The following is a 6,085-nucleotide window of genomic DNA, read 5'->3' on the forward strand; positions in this document are numbered from 1 at the left end:
AAGCCGACGGAGGGGGATGTGATTTCCCACGTCGGCGACAGCCTGAATTCGGCGGGGACTGCCCCCTCCGGCCCTACGGGCCACCTCCCCCTTCAGGGGGAGGGTCTTTCCTAGTCCATCGCCCGAACCGTGGTCGCGATGAACCCGCCGCCGAGCACGCGTTCCGGGTCGGCGGGGTCGTAGAGCACGCAGGCCTGGCCGGGGGCGACGCCTTCTTCCAGGCCGTCGAACACCAGCCGCACGCCGCCGTCTTCCAGCGACAGGCGACTGGCCACCGGCTCGCGGGTCGAGCGCACGCGGGCCAGGACCGGCGCATGCGCCTTGGCGGCCTCGATCAGGTCGTCCTCGCCGCCCAGCCAGTTGTCTTCCTTCAGCGTCAGCGACTTGGTCAGCAGCGCCTCGCGCGGACCGACCACGACGTGGCGCTTTCCGGCGTCGATGCGCACGACGAACAGCGGCTCGCCCGTGCCGCCGCCGACATTGAGGCCGCGCCGCTGGCCGATGGTGTAGCGGGTGACGCCCTCGTGGCGGCCCAGCACCTTGCCGTCCAGGTGCACGATGTCGCCTGCTTCCGCCCCCTGCGGGCGGATGCGGTCGATCACCGTGGTGTACTTGCCCTCGGGCACGAAGCAGATGTCCTGGCTGTCGGGCTTGTCGGCCACCGACAGGCCCAGGGCGGCGGCGACGGCGCGCACCTGCGGCTTGGCGAAGCCGCCCAGCGGGAAGCGCAGGAAGTCGAGCTGCTCGCGCGTGGTGGCGAACAGGAAGTAGGACTGGTCCTTGCCCGGGTCGGCCGCGCGGCGCAGCTGCGGGCGGTTGCCGCCGCCGACGAAGCCGCGCTGCACATAGTGGCCGGTCGCCATGGCCTCGGCGCCCAGGTCGCGGGCTACGTCCAGCAGGTCGCGGAACTTGACGGTCTGGTTGCAGCGCACGCAGGGGATCGGCGTCTCGCCGCGCAGATAGGCGTCGGCGAATTCCTCGATGACCTGTTCCTTGAAGCGGCTTTCGTAGTCCAGCACGTAGTGCGGGATGCCGATCCGCTCGGCCGCCATGCGGGCGTCCATGATGTCCTGGCCGGCGCAGCAGGCGCCCTTCTTCGAGATCGCCGCGCCGTGATCGTAGAGCTGCAGCGTCACGCCGACCACGTCGTAGCCGGCGCGGGCCAGCAGGGCGGCGGTGACGGTCGAGTCCACGCCGCCGGACATGGCCGCGACGATCCGGGTTCCTTCGGGAAGACCGACGGCCTGCTTCACCGCCTGCGCGGCCTGCGCGATCAGGGCGTCGCCCTCGGCGACGGGGGCGTGGGCGGGGTCGAAACGGGCGAGGTCGGCGTCCATCGCGGCTATTTAGGCCCTGAGCGACGGTTTTGCGAGGCTGAGCAGCGTCGCAGGTCGCGTCGGCCTGCAATCATGCTGACAAAGGGCGGCGGCAGGGCGGGTTATCCGGGGCGTTCGGACGAGGGGAGAGGCGATGGCGGCGGATCCGAGACTGGTCGAGGCCTGGGTCGATGGCTGGGCGCTGTCGCGCGGCGTGGCGAGGCCTGAGCGGATCGCGGGCGGCTTTCATCTGACGGTGGACGCGCCGGGGCATCTGGCGCGCTACGTCTTTCCCGCGCTCGATGCGGTCGCTCTTGCCCGGCTGGGGCGGGAGATCGATCAGCCGGGCGTGTTCCTGAAGGCGTTCTGCCCGCCCGAGGCGCTGATGGCGGCTCTCGACGAGCGCTGGCGGCTGGAAAGCTGCGCCGACCTGATGGCGACGGCCCTGGACGGCGCCCCGGCGGTCGAGCCCGATCCCGCCTATCGCCTGTCGACGACCCTCGAAGGCGCGGTGCTGGTCATCGCCGCGGCGGCCCCGGACGGGACGCTGGCGGCCTCCGGGCGCGCGGCGCTCACCGGATCGTTCGCGGTGTTCGACAAGATCGTCACGGATCCGGCCCACCAGAGGCGAGGTCTCGGCCGGGCCGTGATGACGCGCCTCGGCGCCGAGGCCGTCGCCCGCGGGGCGGAGGAGGGCGTCCTGGCCGCCACGGTCGAAGGGCGGGCGCTCTATGAGGCGCTCGGCTGGCGGTTCGAGGGGCGCCTCCACACGGCGGTCATCCCGGGTCCCGACGCCTAGGCGAGGCCCTACTTCAGCACGTTCAGCAGCGACGAGCTCTGCAGCGTCGAGAACACCTGGGCCGAGGCCTGGACCGCCAGCTGGGCGGCCTGGAGGCGGGTCACGGCCTCGGCCATGTCGACATCGACGACGCCGCCGATCATCACCGTCAGGCTGTCGGACTGGTTCTGCAGCGCGGTCTGGGCGTCCTCGAAGCGGCTCTGGTTCAGGCCGTTCTTGCCCTGGGCGGTCGTCAGGCCCTTCTGGGCGGTGTCGAACGACGACAGCGTGCCCTTCAGGAAGGTGGTCTGGGCCTCGGTCAGGTTGCCGCTGAAGGCGCCGTTGGCGTCGACATAGGCCTGGATCTGCTTGAAGGCGTCGAAGAGGTCCGTGCCCAGGGCGTCGCCCAGCACGCCGGTCTTCACCGTCGTCGACTCGTCGATGCGGTTGGTGGTGACGTACTGGTCGTTCTGGAACAGCGAGGCCGTGCTGGGCGCGGCCGTGAGGTCGGCCATGCTGGTGGCCGTGGTCGTGGGCGTGTCGGTCTTGGCGCCCGAGAACACGTAGTAGCCGTTGGACTTGGTGTTCAGGCCGCGCACCGCGTCGCCGAAGGCGTTCTGGAGCTGCTCCATCAGGGTGGTGGCGTTGCCGGCCGCCAGGGCGTTGGCGATCGCCTCGCGGGCGTCGCCGGCCGCGTCGGAGACCTGGCCGATGCCGGTGTCCTGCATGTCCAGGCGGTTGGAGACCAGCTTGGTCTGGTCCAGGAAGCCGTCGATCTTGGCCTGGGCGCTCTTCATCGCCGTCAGCATCTCGGCGTTCTTGGCGTAGCCCTTCAGGTCGCTGGCGATCTTCTGGCTGGAGACCTGTTCGCCGATCTCGTTCTGGCGCACCTGCGCCAGCATGAGATTGGAGGTCATCACGCCGAAGTTGCTGGAAGTGGAGACACGGGTCATGGGCGGCCTCAGATGAGGTTGGTCAGAACGTCGTACATGTCCTTGCTCGCCTGGATCAGGCGGGCGGAGGCGTTGAACGCCTGCTGGTACGTCGTCAGATTGATGAGCTCTTCGTCGAGATTGACGCCCTCCTGCGACTGGCGCTGGGTGTCGACCTCGGTCTTGACCGAAGCGGTGGCGTCCTTCCGGGACTCGGCGGCGGCCGCCTTGCGGGCGATCGAGCCGGAGAAGTCGGCGGCGTAGCGCAGGACGCTGCTGGTCGCCGCGCCGACGCCGCCGGCGGACGAGAAGCTGACCGTGCTGTCGCCGGCCTTGGCCAGGGCCAGGGCGCCGCGGGCGTCGCCGACGGCCAGGGACGAGGTCCCCGCCGCGGCCGTCAGGTCCAGCTTGGCGAAGGCCAGGCGGCTGGGGTTGGAATCCAGGGTCGCATCGACCGCGTAGCTCGAGGCGCGGGTGCTGCGCTCGGACGGGCCCAGGCCGAACAGCTGGCTCAGCGTCGGACCGCCGGTGCCGCGTTCGGTGTTGTCCTCGACCACCGACAGGGTGACCGGCGAGGCGCTGTTGGAGCTGAAGTTCAGCGCGCCCTTGGAGTCGAGCGAGAACGTCCCGTACTGGCCCGCGCCGTCGCTGCGCGAGTTCATGGCGGTCAGCAGGTCCTGCATGGTGCCGCCCGTCGGGACGGTGACCTTCACGTCGCGGATGCGGCCGCCTTCGACGTCAGTCAGGCGCAGGGTGATGGTGTCGCCGGCGGTGAAGCCGTGCTGCGACGTCGTGGTCATGCCCGTTTCGTACGGCGAGTAGCCGGTCGAGCGGACGATGTCGTTGAGACCGAAATAGTGGCTGAAGCCCTTGCCGGCCTTGGTCGACGGGGTAGTCGCGTCGTCGGCGACCGCCACGCCCAGGCCGCCGTTGGCCGACAGGCTGAGCGCGCCGTCCGAGAAGGTGGCCTGGCCGTCGGTTCCCAGGGCGCTGTTCAGCTGGGTCAGGAAGTTGCCGGGCGTGAACGACGGGCCGGCGGCGCCGTCGACGGTCATGGTGCCGGCGGTGAAGTCGACGTCGATGCGGCGCTGGATGACGCCGCTGGAGTCGGTCAGGGCGATCGTCGTCTTGCCGGTGAAGCCCGAGAAGGCGGTCGTGGCGTCCAGGCCGGTGTTGCGGCCGGTCAGGCTGGTGGGGGCGGGGACCGCCGAGTTGGCGTTGGAGGCGCGGTTCAGCTCCTCGGTGGCCCGGCTGACGAACTCGCCCAGCTGGTCGGACAGGGCCGGCAGCTCGGTGTTGCGCAGCTCCATCAGGCCCTTGAGCTCGCCGCTGCTGATGTAGAGCGGGCTGGGCTGGCCGCCGCTGTTGGGCAGGGTGACGGTCAGGTAGCCGTTGGCGGTGGGCGACTGCTCGTACTTGACGGTGGCCGCGCCGTCGCCGGCCAGGCTGAGGCCTTCGGTCGAACGGATCAGCACGCCGCCGTTGGCGCGCTGGCTGACCTGCACGTTCATCAGGCCCGACAGTTCGTCGATCAGACCGCTCTGGATGTTCTCCGAGCCGGTCGAGTCGACGCCGGTGGTCTTGGCGCGGGTGATGTCGGTGTTCAGTTCGTCGATCTGCTTGAGCAGCACGTTCACCCGGTCGACATCGGCCGAGATCTTGGTGTCGGCGTCCTTGCCCAGGTTCGACAGGCCGGCGGTGATGCGGCTGGACTCGCCGAGGAAGTCCTCGACCTTGGTCAGGGCCTGGGTGCGCAGCAGCGACGAGGACGGCTCGTCGGCGGCCTGCGAGAACGACGAATAGACCTCGTCGAGCATCGAGAAGAAGTTGGTGCTGGCGCTGGGGTCGCCGAACAGCTTCTGGGCGTTGTCGAGCGCGCTGGACAGCGCCGAGGCCCGGCCAGAGTCCGAGGCGGCGTTCAGGCTGGCCGACTGCAGGAAGCGGTCGGTCGCGCGCTTGATCGCGTCGATGTTGACGCCCACCCCCATGCCGTTCGACACGAGGTTCGACTGGCTGACGGTCTTGCGGACGTAGCCGGCGGTGTTGACGTTGGCGATGTTGTCGGAGACGACGCGCAGGCCCGTCTGGGCGGCCATCATCCCCGAAGTCGCGGTGTTCAGGATGGTGTTGAGGGACATCAGAGGTCTCCTGTCCGCCCGGCAAAGCACGAACCACGCGACGCGCCCTTGCCCGGCGAAACTTGCCGGGTCCGGGGCGAGAGCGTCTCGTTACAGATGTGCAAACCGTTGAAATACAAGGCGTTGGGTTCCATGCGCCGTGCGGACGACGAAAAGGTGAGCGCAAGGATGGCGCCAACCCCCGTCCTGGCCCGGCTGCGGCGCGCCGACGCGGCAAGGGAGGGGTCATTCTTTCCGTTTCCGCCCGGCAAAAAGCGCCGCAACCTGCCGAAATAAAAGGGTAAATCAGTGGTTAAAATCTTTAAAATCAAAGGCTTGTAAGAATTTTCCGGGTTGGCCCGGCGATTGCTCAGGGAACGGCGGATCAAGGCGTGCTCCATCCGAGCCGTCATCCAGCCCGAGCGTACCGACCCGCATGACCGCGATCGCCGCCTCTCTTCCGCTTCCGACGCCCGCCTCGGGCGCCGCCGGCGTTTCCGACGCTTCGAGCGCCGGCGACGTGTTCGGCGCGCTGCTGGCCGCGTCGGGCGACGAAGGCGGGTCCGACCAGGCCGAAGCCCGTCCGACGGGCAAGTCGCAGGCCAAGCCGGCGACCAAGGCCGCCAGCGACCGCAAGGCCAGCGACCGCAAGGATGGTGAAGACGCCTCCGCGGGCCAGGACGCCGCCGCCGCCCAGGTGGGCGCGGCCGTGGTCGCCGCCATGACCGTTCAACAACAACCGGCCAAGCCGGCCCAGGGCGATGACGCCACGGCCGCCGCCGCCGCTTCCACCGAAGCCGCCGCGCAATCGACCGCCCAATCGGCTGCTCAGGCCGCCGATGCGGGCGAGGGCCTGCTGGCCAAGGCCGCCGACCTGGTCGGCGACGTGGCCGATACCGTCGCCGGCGTCGCCAAGCTGGCCGGCGCGGCTCCCGTCGCCGC

The 6,085-nt window shown here is 69.8% G+C and carries 5 protein-coding genes and 1 pseudogene; 2 read left to right on the forward strand and 4 right to left on the reverse strand.

Going from position 1 to position 6,085, the window contains the following annotated elements:
- Positions 1 to 110: 110 nt before the first annotated feature.
- The gene (mnmA, locus tag DMC18_RS21980) at positions 111 to 1,337 is read right to left on the reverse strand and encodes a tRNA 2-thiouridine(34) synthase MnmA (protein WP_199228306.1); all 1,227 of its coding nucleotides are present in this window, start codon (positions 1,335 to 1,337) and stop codon (positions 111 to 113) included.
- Between the two features lie 133 nt (positions 1,338 to 1,470).
- Between mnmA and DMC18_RS21985 the strand changes: the two genes are divergently transcribed.
- On the forward strand, positions 1,471 to 2,115 hold the full coding sequence (locus DMC18_RS21985) for a GNAT family N-acetyltransferase (protein ID WP_110118022.1): 645 nt from the start codon (positions 1,471 to 1,473) through the stop codon (positions 2,113 to 2,115).
- Between the two features lie 8 nt (positions 2,116 to 2,123).
- Here the strand turns inward: DMC18_RS21985 and DMC18_RS21990 are convergent, their stop codons facing one another.
- Genes DMC18_RS21990 through DMC18_RS25715 form a run of 3 tightly spaced genes read right to left on the reverse strand, consistent with a single transcriptional unit; the run spans position 2,124 to position 5,532 of the window.
- A complete protein-coding gene (locus DMC18_RS21990) occupies positions 2,124 to 3,047 on the reverse strand; it encodes a flagellin (RefSeq protein ID WP_110118021.1) in 924 nt (307 codons plus the stop codon).
- Between the two features lie 8 nt (positions 3,048 to 3,055).
- A complete protein-coding gene (flgK, locus tag DMC18_RS21995; RefSeq protein WP_110118020.1) occupies positions 3,056 to 5,164 on the reverse strand; it encodes a flagellar hook-associated protein FlgK in 2,109 nt (702 codons plus the stop codon).
- A complete protein-coding gene (locus DMC18_RS25715) occupies positions 5,164 to 5,532 on the reverse strand; it encodes a hypothetical protein (RefSeq protein ID WP_146218169.1) in 369 nt (122 codons plus the stop codon). Before DMC18_RS25715 ends, flgK begins: the two co-directional genes overlap by 1 nt.
- Before the next feature lie 47 nt (positions 5,533 to 5,579).
- Between DMC18_RS25715 and DMC18_RS22000 the strand changes: the two are divergent.
- A pseudogene (locus DMC18_RS22000) lies at positions 5,580 to 6,085 on the forward strand (hypothetical protein); the annotation flags it as partial.

Origin of the sequence: Caulobacter sp. D5, from assembly GCF_003185805.1 — a bacterium.
Classification (GTDB): Bacteria; Pseudomonadota; Alphaproteobacteria; order Caulobacterales; family Caulobacteraceae; genus Caulobacter.